We start from the raw sequence: 20,944 nt of genomic DNA, 5'->3' as shown, positions 1-20,944 counted from the left end.
GACCTCGTTCTGCGAGGCCGTGGTCAATACGCTGGCCACCTGGCAATTGCCTGCCTCGTCAGAATGGGCTCGCCGTCGGCCGAACGATCAGCTCGCTTACATCCACGTCCGCAGGTTGTTCAATGGCATAGGTAATTGCTCTCGCGATGGCGTCGGCCGAAATCGCGATTTTGCGAAACTCTTTCATCTCCGCGCGCCCCCCCTCATCAGAGATGCTCTCGGCCAGCTCTGATTCAGTGACGCCTGGGGCGATGACGGTAACCCGAATATTGCCGCCCACCTCTTGTCGCAAACCTTCGGAAATGGCCCGGACGGCGTACTTGGTGGCGCAATAAACGGCCGCGGTCGGGCTCACTGCGTAGGCACCAATAGAGGCAATATTGATGATCTGCCCCGTCCGTTGGCGCTGCATCAGCGGTAGCGTGGCAGCGATACCGTGCAGCACTCCGCGAATATTCACGTCAATCATACGGTCCCACTCATCCACCTTGAGTGCCTCGAGTTTGGAAAGAGGCATCACACCCGCGTTATTGACCAGCACATCGACCCGATCGAAACAGGTAACGGCGAAGTCAATGAAGTCCTGGACATCCTTTCTGTCTGTGACGTCCAGGGCACGGAATTCAGCCCTGCCGCCGCAGGCGTTGATATCGCCAGCAATCTTTTCAAGTCGGTCGGTACGACGCGCGCCGAGTACTACTTTCGCGCCTTGGCTAGCCAGCAGTCGCGCGGTAGCCTCTCCGATACCGCTGCTTGCACCGGTAATTGCGATGACTTTGTCCTTGATGTTCAACATGATCGGTTTCCTCTTCTGTTCGCCCAGGAAGCGGGTCTGGAAACAAGGTTAGGGACGGACAACACGTTTCCGTTAGTCAAATACTGCGTACCTTTTGCCTATTTCTGCGGTGAAGCTTTTGCACTAAGGTTCAGCTCACCAGTGCATAGGGCATCTGTTGCCGCGCAGCCTTCAGGGCTCTCGCCCACCAGTTCAGCTGTACCAGCATTCGAGCCATTGGAAGCCTGGCTTGATCAGGCTGACGTAACACTCCATCCCCATCGATTAGCGCCCAAGGATCAGGGAAGGACACGAAATTGCAGATGGGTACCGCGTGCTGTCCGGCCAGTATCTGGCGAAGCTGATCAATCGCACACAGTCCACCCGACGCTGCGCCGTAGCCGATGAATGCCACCGGCCTTGCGTGCCAACGATCCGAAACCCGTTCAATGAATGCTTTCAGCTCGCAGTGATGCACATTGCGGTGTTCCGATGTAATGATCAGGAACGCATCAGCGTCGGCCAAATGACGAAGACTTTCCTGAACGACTGCATTGTCAGACCTGGCCATGAGGTGGGCGGGTTCTACCCACCAGGGTTCGAACTCAGCACGTTGCGCTAGAACATCGGCAACCCAGTTCACCAGCGCAGGCTGTAGTCCTTCTTCATCTTCACCACTGTGAATCAGGACCAGTTTCATCTCGTTATTCATCTCATCCTCCAGACTTGGTATCCAAGTGGTGGCACGTCATTTGCTGAATTTCACCTGCGCCTTTCAGGCTCTGGATTAGAGTATGAGCGGGAGCGCGGCAGATATAGCCGGTTCTGGGGCATACAACTTGTGACGTGAATTCATATGAGACGGTTGGACATAAACTGCTTCGCCGAAATGAACGTGTTCGTCAGGGTCGTTGAAGATGGCGGCTACACGGCTGCCGCCAGGCACTGTGCGATGACCCCATCAGCGGTCAGTAAGCTGGTTTCAAGGCTGGAAAACCGCTTGGGGACGCGTCTGCTCAATCGCTCGACAAGACGGCAGTTGCTCACCCCTGAAGGGGCCGCGTTCTATGAGCGCAGCCTGACTATCCTGGCCGCGCTCGATGAGGCGGAGCAGGAGGCGGCGGCAAGCAGCGCACCTCAGGGAACAGTGCGGGTCAACTGCAATGTCGACATCGGGCGTTTGTACCTGCTGCCCCTGTTGAAGACTTTCTTGCGAGACCACCCAGGGGTATCAGTGGAGGTTTTCCTCAGCGACGAAGTCGTCGACCTGATCAGCGCACGCGCTGACGTGGCCATCCGCAGCGGCCCGCTCAAAAGCTCCAATCTGGTGGCCAGGCGCTTGGGCGAGACGCGAACTCTCATCGTGGCATCACCGGACTATCTGGCAGCACGCGGCCTACCAAAAACTCCGGCCGATCTCGTAGACCACAACTGTCTGGGGTTCACTTTTGGCCAACCCATGATGGAGTGGAACTTCATGGGCGATGACGGCCTACCTGTTCCGGTATCCGTGACCGGCAATGCACGGGTCAGTGACGGCAATGGAGTACGGGAACTTGCAATCCTCGGGCTCGGCCTTGCGCGCGTAGGATTTTGCCAGGTCGAGCACGATCTTGCGGATGGCCGGCTTCTCCCGGTATTACAGGACTTCATGCCCATTGCGAAAACTGAAGTGCATGCGGTTTACGTAGGGCAGGGAGGAAAGTTGCCCACACGCGTCAGAGTCTTCATGGATTTTCTGGCGGCAAACCTCACGATCCACTAATCGCGAACTTGTAGGGCATGTCACGCTTGGCGGAAAGCGCTGGGCGTGACACCCACCTCACGACGAAAAACCTGGGAGAAATGGCTGGGGCTGGAATAACCCACTTCCAATCCAACATCAATAATGCTGCGATCGGTCTCAAGCAGCAGATGGCGGGCGCGACTCATGCGCAGACGGATGAAGTACTGCGATGGCGCCAGCCCGGTGGCGCGTTTGAACATCCGACTGAAGTGATACTCGCTCAGTTCGGCGATATCAGCCAAGTGCGCAAGGCGGAATTCATCGGCCAGATGCTCGTTCATCGCATCGATGACGCGTCGCAACTTGTAAGCCTGTAGTGCATTACTGCGTCGGGGAGCGCTGTGCAGATCGAGATAACGGCGTATCAGGTGAACGGTCAGCGCCTGAGCCAGGCTGTGTACGAACAACAGGCTGGGCTCAGGTTCCTCGATCAACTCCAGGCGCAACTGATCAAGCATGAAATTCACGCGCTCATCCCGGGCACCGGAGACATCGAGGAAAGTCACCGAAGCAGTGTGCTCGCCCAGAAGATCACGGGCAGCCTGGTCGATCAGTGGAAGGCCGAGGTAGAGATGCATCACTTCGAAGGTGTCACCCCCGATTGTCTGCCAGCGCATCTCGTAAGGCTCGCTTGTATTGGTGAGAAAGAAGTCGCCAGCCTGCACCTGGACGGCTGTCCATGTGCCACCGAGGGAGCGTTCTTCGACCCTGGCCGTTCCAGCCAGGACCAATACCAGCAGAGGCTCCACCACGGCAGGCACCAGGATCGGCTCGACGGTGCTCTGATGGCTGAACAACTGCACCACCACATCCGACATCTGCGGGAGCCGCGGCACCACCTGCGGTGTTCCCGGCAGATGGCGTGGCATCGATTCGGCCGTGATGCGCTGTGCATCGAGCGGCGTCAGGTCTTCATAGTCGTGCGGATGCACTGGCGGCTCCATCGAAAAAGCTGGGGGCGGTATTAACGTTAGCGCAAAACTCCGACAGCTTCGGCAAGCCTGCGAAAGCTCAATCCAGCCCATTGCGAGACAGTGAAGCCGTCGATAACGACAGCGCCTCACGGGCGCTGAGCCGCTGAATATCTCGGTGGCTTGCAATGCAGGAGAGCACCATGACTGAGATCAACCACAGCATCCCCAACGAAGTCGAAGGCAAAGTCGCGCTGGTCACCGGCGCTGCCAGTGGCATCGGCAAGGCTATCGCACTGTTGCTGCATGCGCGCGGCGCCAAGGTCATCGCTGAAGACCGCAATCCCAGCGTCGAAGAACTCGCCCGCCCCGGGTTAGTGCCACTGGTGGCCGATATCACCGAAGACGGCGTCGCCGAGCGCGCAGTCGGATTGGCCGTCGAGACGTTCGGTCGGCTGGACATTCTGGTCAACAACGCCGGGATCATCATCAACAAGTTGGTCATCGACATGACCCGCGAAGACTGGGAGCGCATCCAGGCGGTCAACGCAACCGCGGCCTTCCTGCATTGCCGCGAAGCGGTCAAGGCGATGATGCCCAATAAATCGGGAGCGATAGTCAACATTGCCTCTTACGCAGCCTATTTCGCATTCCCAACCATTGCCGCTTACACCGCATCAAAAGGCGCACTGGCCCAGTTGACCCGCACGCTGGCGCTCGAGGTAATCGAGCATGGCATTCGAGTCAATGCCATCGGCGTCGGCGACGTGGTGACCAACATCCTCAACGACGTGGTTGACGACGGTCCCGGCTTCCTGGCCCGGCATGGCGAAGCCGCTCCCATTGGCCGTGCCGCGCAGCCTGAGGAAATCGCCGAAGTGGTGGCATTTCTCGCCTCGGACCGCGCGAGCTTCATCGTCGGTTCCGTGGTCATGGCCGACGGTGGCATGACTGTCACCGCTGGTTGATCGGGTGACCTGGCAGTCTGAGCACTGAAGCAATGAGCAGCCTGCGCAGGTCATGGTGACCAAGCATGCTGGTAAATCCGCTGAACTCGTGGTCAGGTCAACTGCAGACGGCTGGTCAAGTGGAGTGCGATGGCGCCATCAACCATTCACTCCCTCGCCCCGTCCCCTCCAGGCTATCCATCACATGCACGCTATACCCCGGCACATCCTTGGCGTGATGCTTGGCCTGCGAGGCCATTTCCGCCAACCGGCTGGCATCGAGATGTGCGCAGGCCTGTGGGTGTAGATGCACCACGCCGACCGACAGTGACAACAATGGGAATTCCTGGCGCGTGCCCTGGCGGTTGGGGGCGATGAAGCAGCCGGCTTCCAGGTGTTCGCTGCGGTAGAAACGTCGGCACTGACCCTGGAAGTCCTCCAGCAGTTGGTTCAAGCGCTTGCGCCAGTCGTCCGGGCCCAGCACCAGCAGGAAGTCATCGCCGCCAATGTGGCCGACGAAATCTCGGGACGGATCGATGCGATCATTCAGGCATTGCGCCAGGCACAACAGCACTTCATCGCCACGGCCGTAGCCGTAGATGTCGTTGAAGGGTTTGAAGCTGTCGATGTCCACGTAGCAGATCAGCGATTCGCGTTGCTGTTGCAGCAGGCGGGTCAGGCATTGCTGGATGGGTACGTTGCCCGGCAGCAGGGTCAGGGGGTTGGCGTAGCGCGCTTGCTGGATTTTCAGTTCGGTGATCAGCTTGAGCACGTCGATCACCCGGCCCAGGCCCAGGTAATTGCCATCGAGGGTGATGATGAAGTCTTCTTCGATGCGTTGCCGGGCGCGGCTGGTGATCAACCGGCTGACTTGCTGCAGCGACTGGCCCAGCTCGACGGCGAGGAAGTCGTCGCTCATCAGGCGGCTGATCGGTTTGCGGGCGAACAGGTCGGTGGCAAACGGCTTGAGCAGGGCATCCGAAAGCGAATGGCGATGGACGATACCGCAAGGCTGGCCTTGTTCATCCAGCACCGCCAGCGAGTTCAGGTTGGCCTGGCGACGGAAGGCTTCGAGCACGGTGGCGGTCGGGGTGTGGCGGGCCACCGCGGGCTGGTCGTTGAGCAGGGCACTCAGGTCGCTGCCGTCTTCGCCCAGCGCCACGGCGCTGCTGTCGCGCCTGGGCATCAAGGTGCGGGCATCGCGCGGTGGATGTTCCTGTGGCCGGCAGAGAAGATAGCCCTGGACCAGGTCGACGCCCATTTCGGTCAGTACCGCCAGTTCTTCCGGCAATTCGATGCCTTCGGCGATCACCTGTGCCCGCGAGGCGTTGGCAATTTGCAGGATCGAGCCAACGAACTCGCGCTTGAGGGCATCCAGGTGAATGCCGTCGATGAAATGTCGGTCGATCTTCACGTAGTCGGGACGTAGTTCGGACCACAGGCGCAAGCTGGAGTAACCCGCGCCCAGATCGTCCAGCGCAATGGAAAACCCCATGGCCCGGTAATGATGCAGGGCGGTGTGCAGCAGCTGGAAGTCGTCGGTGGGGGTCTGCTCGGTGAGTTCGATGACCACCTGGTTCGGTTTAATGCCGAAATCCTGCAGCAACTGCAAGGTGCGACCGGGCTGGTGGGCGGCTTCGAGCAAGGATTCCGGGGAGACGTTGAGGAACAGTTTGCCGGGTAGCTGTTGTTCGTTGAAGCGCCGGCACGCGCTCTGTCGGCAGGCGATTTCCAGTTCGCTGAGGCGACCCGCCTGGCGGGCGACGGCGAACAGGGCGACAGGAGAGTGCAACGGACTATTGGAGGGGCCGCGGCTCAGGGCTTCGTAGCCCAGGATGCGTCGCTCGGAGAGGCTGATGATGGGTTGGAACAGGCTGTGCAAACCGCTTTGAGCCAGGATTGAACTCAAGGCACTCAGCTGTTCGGTTGTGGTCATGGCGATCTCTGGCGAAAAAAAAGGACCGGGCGTGCTCTTGGTTAAAAGAGGCGCTACCGGTCCGTTATTTCACGACAGAATGATGACTATTTGATGACGCTCCGGGGAGCGTCAGCATTAAATTGCCATCAGCTTAGTGCTTGGCTACCGCTGTATTGAGCTTCAAGTAATCCAGCAGGATGCGCCCGGTCTCGCTCAGGTAGGCGTCGTCTTCCGGCTTGGTCTTGTCGTCCTCGGCCGCGATAGCGTCTTCGTCTTCTTTCTTCAGCTCCTTGAGCGGCTCTTCGCCCTTGGCCTTGCGGCGGATATTCTCCATGGCAAGCTGCTTGGCTTCGATATCGGCGTGCTGGGCACGACGCTCGGCCTCATTGAGGCTGACGGTTTTTTCCGTCATCAGTTTTTGCGCCAGGGCCAGTTTGTCACGGATGAACACGAACTCCGCGTCCTTGGCCGTGCGTACGTCATGCTCGGACTTGAGCTGGGTGATGTACGGTTTGAACGGGTCGACCGCAGGCTTGATCGCCGCACGGATGGTGTCCCACGGCATGGCTTCGGGCAGCGCGCTTTCGCCGATTTCCTTGGTATCGATGATCGACGGGTAATCGATGTCCGGCAGTACGCCCTGATGCTGGGTGCTCTGTCCGGAAACCCGGTAGAACTTGGCCAGGGTCAGCTTGAGCTCACCATGGTTCAGCGGCTGGATGGTCTGCACGGTGCCTTTGCCGAAGGTCTGGCCGCCGATGATCAGTGCGCGGTGGTAGTCCTGCATGGCGCCAGCGAAAATTTCCGAAGCCGAGGCGGACAGGCGGTTGACCAGCAACGCCATCGGGCCTTTGTAGAAGGCGCCCGGGTTTTCATCTTCCAGGACGTCGACACGGCCATCGGCGTTACGCACGAGTACGGTCGGACCTTTGTCGATGAACAGGCTGGTCAGCTCGGTGGCTTCCTGCAAGGAGCCACCGCCGTTGTTGCGCAGGTCGATGACCACGCCGTCAACCTTGTCCTTTTGCAACTCGGTCAGCAGCTTCTTGACGTCGCGGGTGGTGCTCTTGTAATCCGGATCGCCGGCACGGAACGCCTTGAAGTCCAGGTAGAAAGCCGGGATCTCGATGACGCCGAGCTTGTAGTCCTTGCCATCCTGCTTGAGATTGAGCACCGACTTCTTCACCGCCTGGTCTTCGAGCTTAACCGCTTCGCGAGTGATCGGCACGATCTTGCTGGTCTGGTCGTTCGGTGCATTGCTGGCCGGAATCACTTCCAGGCGCACGATGGTGCCTTTGGGGCCGCGGATCAGCTTGACCACTTCGTCCAGGCGCCAGCCGACCACGTCTACCATCTCTTTGTTGCCCTGGGCAACGCCGATGATCTTGTCGGCCGGTGCGACTTGCTTGGTCTTGTCCGCCGGGCCCGCAGGCACCAGGCGCACGACCTTGACTTGATCGTTATCGCTCTGCAATACGGCGCCGATGCCCTCTAGGGACAGGCTCATGTTGATGTCGAAGTTTTCCGCGTTATCCGGCGACAGATAGTTGGTGTGCGGGTCGTAGGACATGGCGAAGGTGTTGATGTACGCCTGGAAGATGTCTTCCGCGCGGGTCTGGTCCAGGCGCGCCAGCTGGTTCTTGTAGCGCTTGGTCAGGGTTTCCTGGATTTGCTTGGAATCCTTGCCGGCGATCTTCTGCCGCAGCACTTCGTCCTTGACGCGTTTGCGCCACAGGTCGTCGAGTTCCGCGGTGGATTTGAGCCAAGGGGCATCCTTGCGGTCGATCAGCAAGGTTTCCTTGCTGGTGAAGTCGATCTTGTCGACGCCTTTGTTCAGCTCGGCAAGGGCAAAGTCCAGGCGCGATTTGACGCGGTCCAGGTAGCGCTTGTAGATGGTGAACCCGGCGTTGAGGTCGCCGCTCTTGAGGAAGTCGTCGAACTGGGTCTTCCACTTGTCGAATTCGGCGATGTCGCTGGCCATGAAGTAGCTGCGCGACGGGTCGAGCAATTTCAGGTAGCTGTCGTAGATGATCACCGAGCGCGCGTCATCGAGCGGCGGCTTGCTGTAGTGGTGGCGCTTGAGCAACTCCACGACGTTCAGACTGGCGATGACTTCGTCACGGTCGGGCTGAAGCTTGTCCCAGCTGTTGGCTGCGAAAGTATTGCCGGACATCGGCAGCAGGCCGATACCGATGAAAAGGGCGAGGGCAGTGCTGGGGAACAAACGCTTCATGTTGATTCGACGCGGGGACAATTGATAACGCATATTAGGCCGTCTTTGAAGTCGCCGGTTCCACATGGGCCGGTCGCATAATGCAAAAAGCCCGGTGCTACAAGCTTCGGGCTCAGTCCAGACTCACTATGGAGGCACTGTGAAAGCATTGCAAGGCGTTGACGGTCAAGTGGTGTGGGTTGAAGAGCCCAGTCCTGCGTGTGATGTAGGGCAAGTTCGTATTCAAGTGGCGGCAGCGGGTCTCAATCGTGCCGACTTGTTGCAGAAGGCCGGTCTTTATCCGCCACCGCCGGGTGCCAGCCAAGTGCTTGGTCTAGAGTGTTCGGGGGTGATCAGCGAGGTCGGGCCGGGGTCGTCCTGGCAGGTGGGCGATCGGGTTTGCGCCTTGCTGGCCGGGGGCGGGATGGCCCAGGAGGTGGTGGTCGACGGGCGGCACGTGTTGCCGGTTCCCGACGAAATGTCGTTGGCGGAAGCGGCCGCGTTGCCGGAAGTCTACGCAACCGTCTGGTTGAACTTGTTTCAGCTTGCGCAACTCAAGCCCGGTGAAAAAGTGCTGTTGCACGCCGGAGCGAGTGGAATCGGTTCAGCTGCCATTCAGCTGTGCAAGGCATTCGGCAATCCGTGCTGGGTCAGTGTCGGCTCTGCTGAGCGCCTGGCCTATTGCGAAGCGCTCGGCGCCCAGGGCGGTGTGGTGCGCACTGACGAACTGGACAGCCTGCGCGACTTGGGGCCATTCGACGTCGTCCTCGATCCGGTGGGCGGTAACTACGCAGCGCTGAACCTGAAACTGATGGCGACTGATGGCCGCTGGGTGCTGATCGGCCTGATGGGCGGCCGCGAGGCCACGCTCGACCTGGCGCAGGTGCTGGCCAAGCGTGTGCAGTTGCTGGGCTCGACCCTGCGCAGCCGCGATGATCAGTTCAAGGCGGATCTGTTCAGCGATCTGCGCCAGCACGTCTGGCCGCTGTTTGCGGATAAACGCTTGAGCCCGCAACTGGCCAAGGCTTTCCCGATCAAGGACGCCGAAGCGGCGTTTGCCGAGTTGGCGAGTAACAAGGTGGCGGGGAAGTTGGTGTTGGTGATTGACGAAAGCCTGCTCTGATACCGATCGTTCCTACGCTCTGCGTGGGAATGCCTCGTCGGACGCTCCGCGTTCGGCTCTGGGACGCTCTGCGTCCCGGGCTGCATTCCCACGCGGAGCGTGGGAATGATCAGGGCGAGGTACTATTTCCAGGTGTGGATTGGCCAGCCGGCCTTTTGCGCCTGCTCAAGCAACACCGGGTCGGGGTTCACCACGTGCGGGTAATCGACCTTCAGCAACAACGGCAAATCATTGCGTGAGTCCGAGTAGAAACTCGCGCCTTCCAGGTTTTCCTCTTCGGCATCCAGCCACTCCAGCAACCGGGTGATCTTGCCTTCGCGGTAGGTCAGGGTGCCGACGGTCTTGCCGGTATAGGCCCCGTGTGCCACTTCCAGTTCGATACCCAGGATTTCATCGATGCCCAGGCGTTCGGCAATCGGCTTGACCAAATGGACGCCCGAGGCCGAGATCACCAGGATCCGGTCGCCGGCCTTGCGGTGGGCGGCGATGGTTTTGGTGGCGTCGCTGAAGATGATCGGTTCGATAAAGTCTTCCACCCAAGGGCCGACCAAGTGCTCGACTTCTGCGGGAGTTCGGCCGATCAAGGGTTCCAGGCTGAAGGCCATGTAGTCCTCCATGGCCAGGTGCCCCCTGCCGTAGGCGTCCATCAATTCCTTGTCGCGACGCAGGAAGGATTCGCCGTCGACCCAGCCGAGGCGGACCATTTGTTCGCTCCACAACGAGGCGCAGTCGCCGTGGATCAGGGTTTCGTCCAGATCAAAAATTGCCAGGGCCATCAGTGCAGTTCTCTCTTCAACTTCAGCAAGGGCATCAGGCTACCTCACGCAGGGCCGTCGGATCGATGGAAAGCGCCAGGCGCTGACCATCGGGATGCAGGTCGGACGCCGAGCGGTTGAGCACATCCACCACCAGTTCCACGCCGCGGGCTTCGATCCGGTAGCGAATCACGTTGCCCAGCAGGCTGTGGCTGCGCACCTGGGCGTCGAGATCGCCGTCGAGGCTCAGTTCGATGGCCTCCGGGCGAATGGCGATGCGGTGCTTGATCGGCCGTTGCAACAGCTTCGACGCGCTGTCGGCGTCCAGCAAATTGTAGTTGCCGATGAAACCGGCGGCGAAAACGTCCACCGGTGCGGTGTAAAGGGTTTCAGCGTCACCGCTTTGTACGATCTTTCCCTGGTTCATCAGGAAAATACGGTCGGACATCGTCAGCGCTTCTTCCTGATCGTGAGTGACGAAGATGGTGGTCAGGCCCAGTTCGCGCTGGATCTGACGGATTTGTTCGCGCAGGTGCTTGCGAATCCGCGCATCCAGGGCTGACAGCGGTTCGTCCAGCAGCAACAGCCTGGGCCGGGTTACCAGCGAACGGGCGAGGGCGACGCGCTGGCACTGGCCGCCGGACAACTGATGCGGATAACGGGCGGCAAAATCTTGCAGCTCCACCAGTTTCAATACTTCTGCGACACGCTTCTGGCTGTCGTCAGGGTTGACTTTCTGCATGCGCAAACCGAAGGCGACATTCTGCTCAACGGTCATGTTGGGGAACAGCGCGTAACTCTGGAACACCATGCCGATCCCGCGTTTTTGCGGGCTTAACGGCACGATATCGACGCCATCGAGCAGGATCTTGCCGCCATCGACCGATGTCAGCCCGGCGATGCAGCGCAGCAACGTGGACTTGCCGCAACCGGACGGGCCCAGCAGGGTAACGAACTCGCCTTTCTGGATTTCGCAGTTGATGTCGCTGAATACTGTGGTGCCCGAGTAGTTTTTCTGCAGATGTTGGACGCTGACATAGCTCATTCGCTTTTGTCCCTGTTCAAGATATTGGCAATCCAGGTCAAGACCAGCACAAATAGGAAGTAGGAAATCACCAGCGCACTGGTGAAGTGACCGCTACTGTTGCGCATGTTGTTGAGATAAACCTGCAGGGTTTCGTAGCGAGTGCCGACGAGGATGTTAGCGAACACGAACTCACCGAACAGGAACGAGAACGACAGCAGCAGCGCCACCATCAAGCCTTTGCGCAGGTTCGGCAGCACCACCAGGAATGCAGCCTGGAAGGTGCTCGCGCCGAGCAACTGGGCGGCGTCCATCAGGTCGCGCAGGTTGATTGCTTGCAGGTTGTTGGTGATGGCGCGGTACATGAACGGCAGCGCTACGGTGAAATAACAGCCGATCAGGATCCATGGCGTGCCGACCATCGCAAACGGCCCGGAGCCATAGAGCTGCAAAAGCCCCACCGATGACACCACGGGCGGTACGGCAAAGGGCAGCAGGATCAGGATGTTCATCAGCGCGTCGAGTTTGGGGAAGTGGTAATGCACCACGAACAGCAGCGGCAGGATCAGCACGACCGCCAGGATCAGCGCACCGACACAAACCAGCAGTGACTGGCCGAAAGCGCTCAGGAAGCGCGGATCGCTCCACAGCTGCGCATACCATTTGATACTGAAACCGCTGGGTAGAATGGTAGCCGACCAACTGCTGGAAATCGAATAGACAAAGGTGCCGATCAGCGGCAGCAGCATGATTGCAAACAGCAGGTAGACCACCACCCGATGGTAGATGCCGGCAGGCCCCAATTCAGCGCGAGACATGGTAGCTCCTCTTCAACAGCAGTTGATGGACGATGGTCACCAGGGTCATCAATGCCACCAGCACCACGGCCAGGGCACTGGCCAGGTTCGGGTCCAGGGAAATATCGCCCGACACCATCGCGGCGATCCGGATCGTCAGCACGTTGAAGTTGCCGGTAGTCAGGGCGTACACCGTGGCGTAGGCGCCGAGGGCGTTGGCCAGCAGGATCACGAAGGTGCCGAGCAGGGCCGGAGTCAGCACCGGCAGGCCGATGTGGCGCCAGAACTGCCAGCCGTTGGCACCGAGCAACGCGGCGGATTCGCGCCAGTCTTCGCGCAGCGCATCGAAGGCGGGGTACAGCAGCAACACGCCCAGGGGAATCTGGAAGTAGGTGTAGAGAATGATCAGCCCGGTTTTCGAGTACAGGTTGAAGTCCTGAATGATCCCGGCCTGCTTGAGCATGATGGTGAAGCTGCCGTTGAAGCCCAGCAAAATGATGAAGGCGAACGCCAACGGTACCCCGGAGAAGTTACTGGTCATGTTGGCAAAGGCATTGACGAAATTACGCAGCCTGGAGTCGACGCGGCGCAAGGAATAGGCGCCAAGTACGGCAATGATGATGCCGAACACGCTGGACCAGAAACTGATTTCGAGGCTGTACCGGATCGCCTGCAGGTAGAATTTCGAGTTGAAGATTTTGGTGAAATTGGCCAGGCCCCAGCCGAACTCTTCCGATTGCAGGCTGTTGATCATCACCCAGAACAGCGGCGCGAGTTGGAACACGAAGAAAAACAGCGCGAAAGGTATCAGGCAAAGGGCTGCCAGCCATTTGCCGCGGGTCATGGCGTTCACTTGAGTAGCTCCCGGCAGATCGGCTTGTCGTGGGGGACACCCAGTAATTCGCACACGGTGCCGCACAGTTCTGTTTGCTTGGGTGTGGCGCCGGCATTGAAACTGAAGGCGTCGCCGAGGACGAACAGCGGCACTTCACGCTCCTCGGGTAGCAAGCCGTTATGGGAGCGGTCACTGTTCATGCCGTGGTCAGCGGTCACCAGCACCTGATACCCGGCGTCGAGCCAGCCTTGCAGGTAGTCGGCGATGATGATGTCCGCCGAGCGCGCGCTGTTGCGGTATTGCGAGGTGTCGAGGCCGTGCTTGTGCCCGGCGTCGTCGATGTTCATCGGGTGCACCAGCAGGAAATTCGGTGCGTGGCGCAGGCGCAGGTTTTCGGCGTCGGCGAACAGGTGTGAGTCGGGGTAGTGGTCGTTCCAGTAGAAGTGCCCGTGCTGGATTGGCAGGCTTGGGTCGTCGGTATGGCGATCCCGGGCCGCCACGAACGGCGATCGGTTATACAACTCACTGACCCAGTGATAGGCCGCGGCGGCGGTTTTCAGGCCGGCAGCGGTGGCGTAGTGATAAATGCTGCGCTGGTTGGACAGGCGCGAGACGTTGTTGTGAACGATGCCGCTGTCGATCGGCGTGACGCCGGTGAGGATGCATTCGTAGAGCGGTCGGGACAAGGACGGCAGCTCGCATTCCAGCTTGTAGAGTGCGGCGCGTCCTGCGCCGACGTAGGCCTGCAGGTGCCCCATGGCGTGACGGGCGACCTCGTAGTTGAGGCCGTCGAGCACGACAAGGATGACGTTGTGTTTCATGGGGGCAAAACTCCGTGGGTGTTCTCCAAACCCGCAGGAGCCGGCTTGCTGGCGATTGGATCAATGCGATGCTCAAAGAGACCGCGGTGACTGGATCGCCAGCAAGCCGGCTCCTACGGATGAAGCATTACTTCATTTCAACAATGACTTCTTCGTTCCACTTCTGTGGCAGGGACTTGGAGGTCTTCTCCCACGCATCCGCATCCTTGATCGGCGTGACTTTCTTGTACTGCTCGTTCGGCAGCAGCTTGGCCTGGACCTCTGCTGGCAGGGTCAGGTGCTCGGCTCGGATCGGACGGGCGTTACCCTTGGCCAGGTTGATCTGGCCAGCGTCGCTGAAGATGTACTCGCGGGTCAGCTTGGCGGCGTTCGGGTTCTTGGCGTATTTGTTGATGATGGTGGTGTAGCCGGAAATCACCGAGCCATCGGACGGGATCAGCACCACGTAGTCATCCGGATTGGCCATCTTGGCCTTGTAACTCAGGCCGTTGAAGTCCCAGACCACGCCGACTTCGATCTCGCCTTTTTCCATGGCGCCGATGACCGGGTTGGACATCGACAGGCGACCTTGTTTAGCGAGGTCGGCAAATAGCGCCAGAGCCGGTTGCAGGTTTTTCTCGTCGCCACCGTTGGCATAGGCAGCCGCCAGAACGCCGTTGGCAGCCTGGGCGGCGGTGCTAACGTCACCGATCGATACCTTGTATTTGCCGGTTTTGAGGTCAGCCCACTTGGTCGGTACTTCGGAGCCGTGCAGCAGCTTCTTGTTGACGATAAAGGCGATGGTGCCGGTGTAGGCCAATGCCCAGTGACCGTCCTTGTCTTTAGCCCAGGTCGGGACCTGGTCCCAGGTGGATGGCTTGTAGGGCTGGGTAACGTTCTGTTTCACCGCGATCGGGCCAAAGGCTGCGCCCACATCGCCTATATCGGCACTGGCGTTGTCTTTCTCGGCGGCAAACTTGGCGATTTCCTGGGCCGAGCTCATGTCGGTGTCCATGTGCTTGAGGCCGTAGTTCTTCGCCAGGTCTTCCCAGGTGCCTTTCCAGTTGGCCCAGTCATCGGGCATGCCGACACTGTTGACGGCGCCTTCCGCTCTCGCAGCGGCTTCCAGGGTTTTCAAATCATCAGCCGCCATGGCGGCGGTGCACATGGCAATGGTCGAGCCTAACAGTGATGCCAGGAAAAGCTGTTTCATTCCGAAGCTCCTATGGGCGTTTTCAACGCTGCGATTGCGGTTGTGTTGGTCTAGGTCAGCAATACCTGAGCCAATCTAGGGTGACTCGATGACACTTTGATGTCGTTCGTCGCCCCGATGAACGTTTACTTGCCCGGTATTGGCGGGTGCCAGGTAAGCGTAGACCATGGGCGAAGGCCCATTACGCAAGGACTTGGCCGATGTCTTGCACGCGATTGGGGTGACCGTCGGGCGGCTATGTCATCTCTCGGTCATCTGCATTGCCTACGCTTGCAGGATCTTTAAACAGCCGGTTATCTCGCCGGTTCTGCCCTGTAAGTGTGCTGGTCTAGTCCAGATAGGTAACGTTGATGCGCGATGAGGCAACAAAAGCGGTGACAGCCATTGGCCAGGTGCTTCAGGAGCAGATCGATCACGGGCTGCTGGCACCGGGGAGCAAGTTGCCAGCCGAACGCAAGCTCAGTGAGTTGTTTGGGACCACGCGCATAACCCTACGCGAGGCCTTGCTGCAGCTCGAAGCCCAGGGTCAGATCTATCGCGAGGAGCGCCGGGGCTGGTTCGTGTCGCCACCGCGCCTGGCTTATAACCTGATGCAGCGCAGCCACTTTCACGCCATGGTCAGCGCCCAGGGGCGGGTGCCGTCCACCGAAGTCATTTCGGCGCGATTGCAGCCGGCATCGGCGGCGGTCTGCGCCTGGTTACAGTTGCCAGCATTGTCGAGCGTGATTCAGATCTGTCGTTCGCGGCGCATCGATGGGCGACTGGTGCTGTACGTGGAGCACTATCTCAATCCGCAGTATTTTCCTGGCATTCTGGATTTCGACCTGAATCAGTCGATCACCGAGCTGTATGCGCGGCACTACGACCTGCATTACGGGCGGGTGCGCTTCGAAATTGTGCCGACGGCGTTGTCGGCAGACGCAGCGGCCGCTTTGCGAGTGTCGGTGGGCAGTCCTGGACTGCGCATCGCCCGGGTCAATTACGATCAGCATGGGCGGCTGATCGATTGTGACCTGGAGTTTTGGCGCCACGATGCGATCCATGTGGGGGTCGATGTGGCTTGAACCTGGCCGCCGCAGGCTCTGGCCCTTATCCGAAACGGTAGATGTCCATGCCCAGCGCGCCCAGGGTGAATCCCTGGTGGGCAATACTGAATGGGCCCCCGGCACCGCGGGCAAAGTACAACGGCAACAGATGTTCATCGCTGGGATGGTTACGCACCGCGTTCGGTGCTTGCCGGCGATAGTCGTGCAAGGCGGCTTCATCGTTGGCCGCCAGCTTGTCGATCATCCAGTCGCGAAATACCTTGGCCCAGGGTTGTACGCTCTCGGGGCCGGCATGCCAGTCCAGCTCTCGCAGGTTGTGGGTAATGCTGCCGGAACCGATCAACAGCACGCCCTGTTCACGCAAGCCGCTCAGGGCCTTGCCAACGCGGGCCTGTAGCGCGGGACCGCCTCGGGTAGGCAGTGAAACCTGAACAATCGGGATATCGGCCTGCGGATACATCAACGACAGCGGCACCCAGACACCATGGTCGAACGGTCGGGTGCTGTCGATGCGGGCGGGAAGGGCGTTGGCCTGTAACATATTGACCACCTGTGCGGCCAGGTCGGGGTTGCCGGGGGCCGGGTATTGCACCTCGAACAGGGCCCGTGGAAAACCGCCGAAGTCATGCCAGGTGTCCGGCTGCGGGTTGCCGCCGACCAGCAGTTCATCGCTTTCCCAATGCGCAGAGACAATCACGATCGCGTCTGGCCTGGGCATCTCTGTCGCCAGGCGAGCGAGGGCCGGCCCACTGGCGCCAGGTTCAAGGGCCAGCATTGGCGAACCATGGGATATGTAGAGGCTGGGGAACATGGATGAGCTCCTGAGAGTTAAGATAGAGCCATCTTCTGTCAGATCATTGATCTAAATCTAATATAAGTTTTAGGGTGTTTTGATCGAATTTTGGGGTTATTTATGCAGCCGGAGTTTTGGCACAAAAAATGGAAATCGAATCAGATCGGTTTTCACTTGCCGCAAGTGAACCCGTATCTCCAGCGATTCTGGCCGGCGCTGGGCCTGGAAGAGGGCGCTCGCGTACTGGTGCCGTTATGCGGCAAGAGCCTGGACCTGCTGTGGCTGGCGCAGCGAGGCCATGAGGTGCTGGGGATCGAACTGTCGGAAAAGGCTGTCGAGGATTTCTTCAGCGAGCATCAATTTGATCCAGCAGTGGATGAACAAGGACCTTTCAAGGTATATCGCGCAGGTTCCATCGAGCTGTGGTGTGGCGATTTCTTCGATCTGACGCCAGGCGATGTCGCCGACTGCTCGGCCGTCTATGATCGAGCCGCATTGATTGCGTTGCCCGCGCCAATGCGTGAGCGCTATGCAGCTCATTTGACGCGGATCCTGCCCAAGGGCTCCAACGGGTTGTTGATTACCCTGGACTACGACCAGGCGCAAATGGAGGGGCCGCCTTTTGCCGTGCTCGATGAAGAAGTGCAGCGGTTGTTCGGTGCTTCGTGGACGCTGAAGACCCTCGAAGACCAGGATGTGTTGAGCGAGAGCGGCAAATTTCTGGAGGCAGGCGTTACGCGGCTTGAAGAGCGGGTGTATCGGGTTTCCAGCCGATAGGTTGTAGCCGCCAGTGCCGGCCCCTTCGCGGGCAAGCCCGCTCCCACATTAGACCTCATTCATCTTGATAACTCGGCCAACTGTGGGAGCGGGCTTGCCCGCGAAGGGGCCCTGATGAGCGCCGTATAAATCAGCAGGCAAAAAAAGGCCCGCATCATTGCGGGCCTTCTTGTTTATATCGCCAGCGTTCAGCCGCGACGACGCGCCAGTGCGTCGATACGCTCTTCCAGCGGCGGGTGGCTCATGAACATGCGGGCGAAGCCCTGTTTGATGCCACCGTTGATGCCGAAGGCATTCAGGGTGTCAGGCATATGCACCGGCAGGCCCTGTTCCGCGCGCAGGCGTTGCAGTGCGCCAATCATCGCGTTGGTACCGGCCAGGCGTGCACCGGCTTCGTCCGCGCGGAATTCGCGCTTGCGCGAGAACCACATGACGATGGCACTGGCCAGGATACCCAGGACCAGTTCGGCGAAAATGGTGGCTATGTAGTAGGCAATGCCCTGGCCTTCTTCGTTCTTGAAGATCACCTTGTCGACAAAGTTGCCGATGATCCGTGCGAAGAACATCACGAAGGTGTTCACTACGCCCTGGATCAAGGCCAGGGTCACCATGTCGCCATTGGCCACGTGGCCGATTTCGTGGGCCAGGACGGCTTTCACTTCATCCGGCGAGAAACGCTCCAGCAGGCCCTGGCTGACCGCGACCAGTGCGTCGTTCTTGTTCCAGCCGGTGGCAAACGCGTTCGCCTCATAGGCCGGGAAGATCCCGACTTCCGGCATCTTGATCCCGGCTTCGCGGGACAGTTGCTCGACCGTTTGCAGCAGCCATTGCTCGTGACGCGTGCGTGGCTGGCTGATGATTTGGGTGCTGGTGCTCATCTTCGCCATCCACTTGGAGATGAACAGCGAGAACAGGGAACCGGCGAAACCGAAGACCGCACAGAAAATCAGCAGCTGATTGAGGTTGAGATCAACCCCATTGGCCGCCATGAACCCGTTGAAGCCGAAAAGGCTCAGGGTGATGCTGGCAATCAGCACGACCGCCAGGTTAGTGGCCAAGAACAGCAGGATGCGCATCATGGTTGTAGAAATCTCCTCAAGCTAAAGATGTAGCGTACTGCGGGGTATATAAGGTGCCGCAACGGGGTATTCAACCGAGTGACTATTTCAAACTGTGTCCTACAGCAACAGCGTAGCTGTTTGCAGGGCATTTCCGACAAGGGATGGCAAAGAGATTTGCCAGCCAACCGGCAACAAAGTGCCCGTCGTTGCTCGATGTGACCAGGCAATGGGGCAGTGCACGGGCATCGGGAGTGAGGTCACGGGTAGGGCGCGAGCATATGTTGCAGAATGAATCACCGTGCGATGTTTCTGGTATCGCACGGTGACTGGCTGCTTACTGGCGATAGGATTTGAGGAAATTGCCAATGCGTCCGATGGCCATGTCCAGGTCATCGACGCGCGGCAGGGTCACGACGCGGAAGTGGTCGGGCCATGGCCAGTTGAACGCCGTGCCTTGCACCACCAGCAGCTTCTCCGAGAGCAGCAGGTCGAGGACGAATTTTTCGTCGTTGTGGATCGGGCAGACCTTCGGGTCGATCCGCGGGAACGCATACAGTGCGCCCATCGGTTTGACGCAGCTCACACCGGGAATGTCGTTGAGCAGTTCCCAAGTGCGGTTACGCTGCTCCAGCAGGCGCCCCGACGGCAGCACCAGGTCGTTGATGCTTTGATAGCCACCCAGTGCAGTCTGGATCGCGTGCTGGCTCGGCACGTTGGCGCACAGGCGCATGTTAGCCAGCATGTCGATGCCTTCGATGTAGCTCTGGGCGTGGTGCTTTGGTCCGGAAATGGCGATCCAGCCGGAACGGAAACCGGCCACTCGATAGGACTTGGACAGGCCGTTGAAGGTCAGGCACAGCAGGTCCGGCGCCAAAGACGCGGTGCAGATGTGCACGGCATCGTCGTACAGGATCTTGTCGTAGATTTCGTCGGAAAACACCACCAGGTTGTGCTGGCGGGCCAGCTCCAGCATGCCCAGCAGGACTTCTTTGGAGTACACCGCACCGGTCGGGTTGTTCGGGTTGATGATCACCAGTGCCTTGGTGTTCGGGGTGATCTTGGCCTTGATGTCCGCCAGGTCCGGCCACCAGTTGGCTTGCTCGTCGCACAGGTAATGCACCGGGTTGCCGCCCGAGAGGCTTACCGCGGCGGTCCACAACGGGTAGTCGGGCGCCGGTACCAGCACTTCGTCGCCGTTGTTGAGCAGGGCCTGCATCGACATCACGATCAGCTCGGAAACGCCGTTGCCCAGGTAGATGTCTTCAATGCCGACGCCTTCCACCTGTTTTTGCTGGTAGTACTGCATCACGGCCTTGCGCGCGCTGAACAGGCCCTTGGAGTCGCTGTAGCCCTGGGCGGTGGGCAGATTGCGGATCACGTCCTGGAGGATTTCATCCGGCGCTTCGAAACCAAAGGGCGCCGGGTTGCCGATGTTCAGCTTGAGGATGCGATGGCCTTCCTCTTCCAGGCGTTTGGCGTGCTTGAGCACTGGGCCGCGAATGTCGTAGCAGACGTTGGCGAGCTTGTTCGATTTGCTGACCTGCATGGCGATGTGTTCCCGAAAATGAACGATCCAGGCGGTGTGTGGACAACCGTGCTGGGAATCCTGCGTAATCACACAGGCCTGACGCCTTGAGAGGCAGCACCCATAAATCCGTTTGAATGCGCGTGGCCTGGCTGCCAGACTGGCGTTTGACGAGGCGCAATCATACGTGCCGCCCGATCCGTGGAAAAGGTACAGATCGGGCTTTTTCAGTTGCTGAGGTGTGATGATGGAAAAGTTGGAAAAAACCCTGGAAGAATGGAAAGCCATGCTCGATCCGGAACAGTACAACGTTTGCCGCCTCAAGGGCACCGAACGCCCGTTTTCCGGCAAGTACAACGGCACCAAGACCGACGGTATCTACCACTGCATCTGCTGTAGCGAGCCGTTGTTCGATTCCAGCACCAAGTTCGATTCCGGCTGCGGCTGGCCAAGCTTTTATGCGCCGATCGGCGATAGCGCCATGACCGAGATTCGTGATGTCAGCCACGGCATGATCCGCACCGAAGTGGTCTGCGCCAAATGTGACGCGCACCTGGGCCACGTATTCCCGGATGGCCCGCCGCCAACCGGCCTGCGCTACTGCATCAACTCTGTGTGCCTGGACCTGGTACCCCGCTCGTAACGC

General features: G+C 59.5%; 20 protein-coding genes. 6 read left to right on the top strand and 14 right to left on the bottom strand.

Annotation, left to right across the window (positions count from 1 at the left end):
• Positions 1–58: 58 nt before the first annotated feature.
• Together AC1Q8Q_RS05245 and AC1Q8Q_RS05240 are read right to left on the bottom strand one after the other, a co-directional pair.
• The gene (locus tag AC1Q8Q_RS05245; protein ID WP_454866232.1) at positions 59–796 is read right to left on the bottom strand and encodes an SDR family oxidoreductase; all 738 of its coding nucleotides are present in this window, start codon (positions 794–796) and stop codon (positions 59–61) included.
• A gap of 130 nt (positions 797–926) precedes the next feature.
• Entirely contained in the window at positions 927–1,487 is a 561-nt protein-coding gene (locus tag AC1Q8Q_RS05240) for an NADPH-dependent FMN reductase (RefSeq protein WP_020796784.1), read from the bottom strand.
• 144 nt (positions 1,488–1,631) lie between these two features.
• On the opposite strand from AC1Q8Q_RS05240, the gene AC1Q8Q_RS05235 reads away from it, so the two are divergent.
• Positions 1,632–2,540 carry a LysR family transcriptional regulator gene (locus tag AC1Q8Q_RS05235; protein WP_033043076.1) on the top strand — a complete coding sequence of 303 codons (909 nt, stop codon included), beginning with the start codon at positions 1,632–1,634 and terminating at the stop codon, positions 2,538–2,540.
• A gap of 20 nt (positions 2,541–2,560) precedes the next feature.
• Here AC1Q8Q_RS05235 and AC1Q8Q_RS05230 read toward each other — a convergent pair whose 3' ends face one another.
• On the bottom strand, positions 2,561–3,430 hold the full coding sequence (locus tag AC1Q8Q_RS05230; protein WP_492614882.1) for a helix-turn-helix domain-containing protein: 870 nt from the start codon (positions 3,428–3,430) through the stop codon (positions 2,561–2,563).
• Positions 3,431–3,675: 245 nt separating this feature from the next.
• Between AC1Q8Q_RS05230 and AC1Q8Q_RS05225 the strand changes: the two genes are divergently transcribed.
• Positions 3,676–4,440, top strand: a complete 765-nt coding sequence (locus AC1Q8Q_RS05225; protein ID WP_020796787.1) for an SDR family NAD(P)-dependent oxidoreductase — start codon at positions 3,676–3,678, stop codon at positions 4,438–4,440.
• A gap of 115 nt (positions 4,441–4,555) precedes the next feature.
• Here the strand turns inward: AC1Q8Q_RS05225 and AC1Q8Q_RS05220 are convergent, their stop codons facing one another.
• On the bottom strand, positions 4,556–6,355 hold the full coding sequence (locus AC1Q8Q_RS05220; protein WP_020796788.1) for a bifunctional diguanylate cyclase/phosphodiesterase: 1,800 nt from the start codon (positions 6,353–6,355) through the stop codon (positions 4,556–4,558).
• A gap of 133 nt (positions 6,356–6,488) precedes the next feature.
• Positions 6,489–8,570: a carboxy terminal-processing peptidase gene (locus AC1Q8Q_RS05215; RefSeq protein WP_162276367.1), complete on the bottom strand. Its 2,082-nt coding sequence runs from the start codon at positions 8,568–8,570 to the stop codon at positions 6,489–6,491.
• A gap of 139 nt (positions 8,571–8,709) precedes the next feature.
• On the opposite strand from AC1Q8Q_RS05215, the gene AC1Q8Q_RS05210 reads away from it, so the two are divergent.
• The gene (locus AC1Q8Q_RS05210) at positions 8,710–9,672 is read left to right on the top strand and encodes a zinc-binding dehydrogenase (RefSeq protein ID WP_492614877.1); all 963 of its coding nucleotides are present in this window, start codon (positions 8,710–8,712) and stop codon (positions 9,670–9,672) included.
• 122 nt (positions 9,673–9,794) lie between these two features.
• Here the strand turns inward: AC1Q8Q_RS05210 and AC1Q8Q_RS05205 are convergent, their stop codons facing one another.
• From AC1Q8Q_RS05205 to AC1Q8Q_RS05180, 6 genes are all read right to left on the bottom strand, one after another.
• Positions 9,795–10,448 (bottom strand): HAD family hydrolase, encoded by a 654-nt coding sequence (locus AC1Q8Q_RS05205; protein ID WP_020796791.1) that lies wholly within the window; start codon positions 10,446–10,448, stop codon positions 9,795–9,797.
• 34 nt (positions 10,449–10,482) lie between these two features.
• Positions 10,483–11,472 carry an ABC transporter ATP-binding protein gene (locus AC1Q8Q_RS05200; RefSeq protein WP_168758771.1) on the bottom strand — a complete coding sequence of 330 codons (990 nt, stop codon included), beginning with the start codon at positions 11,470–11,472 and terminating at the stop codon, positions 10,483–10,485.
• A complete protein-coding gene (locus tag AC1Q8Q_RS05195) occupies positions 11,469–12,269 on the bottom strand; it encodes an ABC transporter permease (RefSeq protein WP_110749689.1) in 801 nt (266 codons plus the stop codon). The genes AC1Q8Q_RS05200 and AC1Q8Q_RS05195 overlap by 4 nt, the downstream gene beginning before the upstream one ends.
• Positions 12,256–13,092: an ABC transporter permease gene (locus AC1Q8Q_RS05190; protein WP_179057481.1), complete on the bottom strand. Its 837-nt coding sequence runs from the start codon at positions 13,090–13,092 to the stop codon at positions 12,256–12,258. Before AC1Q8Q_RS05190 ends, AC1Q8Q_RS05195 begins: the two co-directional genes overlap by 14 nt.
• A 5-nt stretch (positions 13,093–13,097) precedes the next feature.
• Positions 13,098–13,904, bottom strand: coding sequence for an alkaline phosphatase family protein (locus AC1Q8Q_RS05185; RefSeq protein ID WP_151143107.1), 807 nt, complete (start codon positions 13,902–13,904; stop codon positions 13,098–13,100).
• A 127-nt stretch (positions 13,905–14,031) separates the two neighbouring features.
• Positions 14,032–15,096 (bottom strand): ABC transporter substrate-binding protein, encoded by a 1,065-nt coding sequence (locus AC1Q8Q_RS05180; RefSeq protein ID WP_020796796.1) that lies wholly within the window; start codon positions 15,094–15,096, stop codon positions 14,032–14,034.
• Between the two features lie 350 nt (positions 15,097–15,446).
• Between AC1Q8Q_RS05180 and phnR the strand changes: the two genes are divergently transcribed.
• Positions 15,447–16,160, top strand: a complete 714-nt coding sequence (phnR, locus tag AC1Q8Q_RS05175; RefSeq protein ID WP_151143105.1) for a phosphonate utilization transcriptional regulator PhnR — start codon at positions 15,447–15,449, stop codon at positions 16,158–16,160.
• Positions 16,161–16,185: 25 nt separating this feature from the next.
• Here the strand turns inward: phnR and AC1Q8Q_RS05170 are convergent, their stop codons facing one another.
• The gene (locus tag AC1Q8Q_RS05170; RefSeq protein WP_151143103.1) at positions 16,186–16,953 is read right to left on the bottom strand and encodes a DODA-type extradiol aromatic ring-opening family dioxygenase; all 768 of its coding nucleotides are present in this window, start codon (positions 16,951–16,953) and stop codon (positions 16,186–16,188) included.
• A 102-nt stretch (positions 16,954–17,055) separates the two neighbouring features.
• Here AC1Q8Q_RS05170 and AC1Q8Q_RS05165 point away from each other — a divergent pair, with 102 nt between their 5' ends.
• Positions 17,056–17,712: a thiopurine S-methyltransferase gene (locus tag AC1Q8Q_RS05165; protein WP_020796799.1), complete on the top strand. Its 657-nt coding sequence runs from the start codon at positions 17,056–17,058 to the stop codon at positions 17,710–17,712.
• A 188-nt stretch (positions 17,713–17,900) separates the two neighbouring features.
• On the opposite strand, the gene htpX is transcribed toward AC1Q8Q_RS05165, so the two are convergent.
• Both htpX and AC1Q8Q_RS05155 read right to left on the bottom strand, forming a co-directional pair.
• Positions 17,901–18,791 (bottom strand): protease HtpX, encoded by an 891-nt coding sequence (gene htpX / locus AC1Q8Q_RS05160; protein ID WP_020796800.1) that lies wholly within the window; start codon positions 18,789–18,791, stop codon positions 17,901–17,903.
• 316 nt (positions 18,792–19,107) lie between these two features.
• The gene (locus AC1Q8Q_RS05155) at positions 19,108–20,319 is read right to left on the bottom strand and encodes a pyridoxal phosphate-dependent aminotransferase (RefSeq protein ID WP_020796801.1); all 1,212 of its coding nucleotides are present in this window, start codon (positions 20,317–20,319) and stop codon (positions 19,108–19,110) included.
• Between the two features lie 226 nt (positions 20,320–20,545).
• Here AC1Q8Q_RS05155 and msrB point away from each other — a divergent pair, with 226 nt between their 5' ends.
• Positions 20,546–20,941 (top strand): peptide-methionine (R)-S-oxide reductase MsrB, encoded by a 396-nt coding sequence (gene msrB / locus AC1Q8Q_RS05150; protein WP_020796802.1) that lies wholly within the window; start codon positions 20,546–20,548, stop codon positions 20,939–20,941.
• Positions 20,942–20,944 lie beyond the last annotated feature (3 nt).

The sequence above is a fragment of the Pseudomonas sp. GW823-FHT06B06 genome, assembly GCF_058795195.1.
This window is presented reverse-complemented; position numbering and strand designations above follow the sequence as displayed.

Excerpts from the sequence above, each read along its gene's own strand:
- AC1Q8Q_RS05200 (WP_168758771.1), bottom strand. The coding sequence starts at position 11,472 with ATGAGCTATGTCAGCGTCCAACATCTGCAGAAAAACTACTCGGGCACC.
- AC1Q8Q_RS05155 (WP_020796801.1), bottom strand. The coding sequence starts at position 20,319 with ATGCAGGTCAGCAAATCGAACAAGCTCGCCAACGTCTGCTACGACATT.
- AC1Q8Q_RS05215 (WP_162276367.1), bottom strand. The coding sequence starts at position 8,570 with ATGAAGCGTTTGTTCCCCAGCACTGCCCTCGCCCTTTTCATCGGTATC.
- msrB (WP_020796802.1), top strand. The coding sequence starts at position 20,546 with ATGGAAAAGTTGGAAAAAACCCTGGAAGAATGGAAAGCCATGCTCGAT.
- AC1Q8Q_RS05180 (WP_020796796.1), bottom strand. The coding sequence starts at position 15,096 with ATGAAACAGCTTTTCCTGGCATCACTGTTAGGCTCGACCATTGCCATG.
- AC1Q8Q_RS05220 (WP_020796788.1), bottom strand. The coding sequence starts at position 6,355 with ATGACCACAACCGAACAGCTGAGTGCCTTGAGTTCAATCCTGGCTCAA.
- htpX (WP_020796800.1), bottom strand. The coding sequence starts at position 18,791 with ATGATGCGCATCCTGCTGTTCTTGGCCACTAACCTGGCGGTCGTGCTG.
- AC1Q8Q_RS05230 (WP_492614882.1), bottom strand. The coding sequence starts at position 3,430 with ATGCCACGCCATCTGCCGGGAACACCGCAGGTGGTGCCGCGGCTCCCG.
- AC1Q8Q_RS05190 (WP_179057481.1), bottom strand. The coding sequence starts at position 13,092 with ATGACCCGCGGCAAATGGCTGGCAGCCCTTTGCCTGATACCTTTCGCG.
- AC1Q8Q_RS05245 (WP_454866232.1), bottom strand. The coding sequence starts at position 796 with ATGTTGAACATCAAGGACAAAGTCATCGCAATTACCGGTGCAAGCAGC.
- phnR (WP_151143105.1), top strand. The coding sequence starts at position 15,447 with ATGCGCGATGAGGCAACAAAAGCGGTGACAGCCATTGGCCAGGTGCTT.
- AC1Q8Q_RS05195 (WP_110749689.1), bottom strand. The coding sequence starts at position 12,269 with ATGTCTCGCGCTGAATTGGGGCCTGCCGGCATCTACCATCGGGTGGTG.
- AC1Q8Q_RS05165 (WP_020796799.1), top strand. The coding sequence starts at position 17,056 with ATGCAGCCGGAGTTTTGGCACAAAAAATGGAAATCGAATCAGATCGGT.
- AC1Q8Q_RS05240 (WP_020796784.1), bottom strand. The coding sequence starts at position 1,487 with ATGAATAACGAGATGAAACTGGTCCTGATTCACAGTGGTGAAGATGAA.
- AC1Q8Q_RS05235 (WP_033043076.1), top strand. The coding sequence starts at position 1,632 with ATGAGACGGTTGGACATAAACTGCTTCGCCGAAATGAACGTGTTCGTC.
- AC1Q8Q_RS05225 (WP_020796787.1), top strand. The coding sequence starts at position 3,676 with ATGACTGAGATCAACCACAGCATCCCCAACGAAGTCGAAGGCAAAGTC.
- AC1Q8Q_RS05205 (WP_020796791.1), bottom strand. The coding sequence starts at position 10,448 with ATGGCCCTGGCAATTTTTGATCTGGACGAAACCCTGATCCACGGCGAC.
- AC1Q8Q_RS05170 (WP_151143103.1), bottom strand. The coding sequence starts at position 16,953 with ATGTTCCCCAGCCTCTACATATCCCATGGTTCGCCAATGCTGGCCCTT.
- AC1Q8Q_RS05185 (WP_151143107.1), bottom strand. The coding sequence starts at position 13,904 with ATGAAACACAACGTCATCCTTGTCGTGCTCGACGGCCTCAACTACGAG.